A 291-nucleotide genomic window follows, 5' to 3' on the forward strand; every position below is an offset into this window, starting at 1 on the left:
CTGCTTGAACAACACCAGGTACATGGTCATCTGCCCGAGGCTGATCTGGCCATGCGCGGTGTCGACCACCACCCACGCATACGCCAGGTAAAACGCCCCGGTGCCCAGCAGCCCAAGGGCAAAACCCCAGCCATGGCGGCGCAGGGTCAAGCGTCGGTCTTCTGCGTAGAGTCGCGTGAACGTGTCGGGGTAACGGTTCAACAGGAGCGTTGCGAAGCCGAACCACTTGACCTCTTTGATGTAGCTCTTGTGGGACTGCAGCGTCTCGATGTAATTCTGCTGCAGGCTCTC

Annotated in this window: 1 pseudogene; it reads right to left on the reverse strand. The window is 59.8% G+C overall.

Annotation, left to right across the window (positions count from 1 at the left end):
- Positions 1-291: pseudogene (locus BK665_RS33960) on the reverse strand (ABC transporter ATP-binding protein); the annotation flags it as partial.

Origin of the sequence: Pseudomonas frederiksbergensis (assembly GCF_003732665.1) — a bacterium.
Lineage (GTDB): Bacteria > Pseudomonadota > Gammaproteobacteria > Pseudomonadales > Pseudomonadaceae > Aquipseudomonas > Aquipseudomonas frederiksbergensis_G.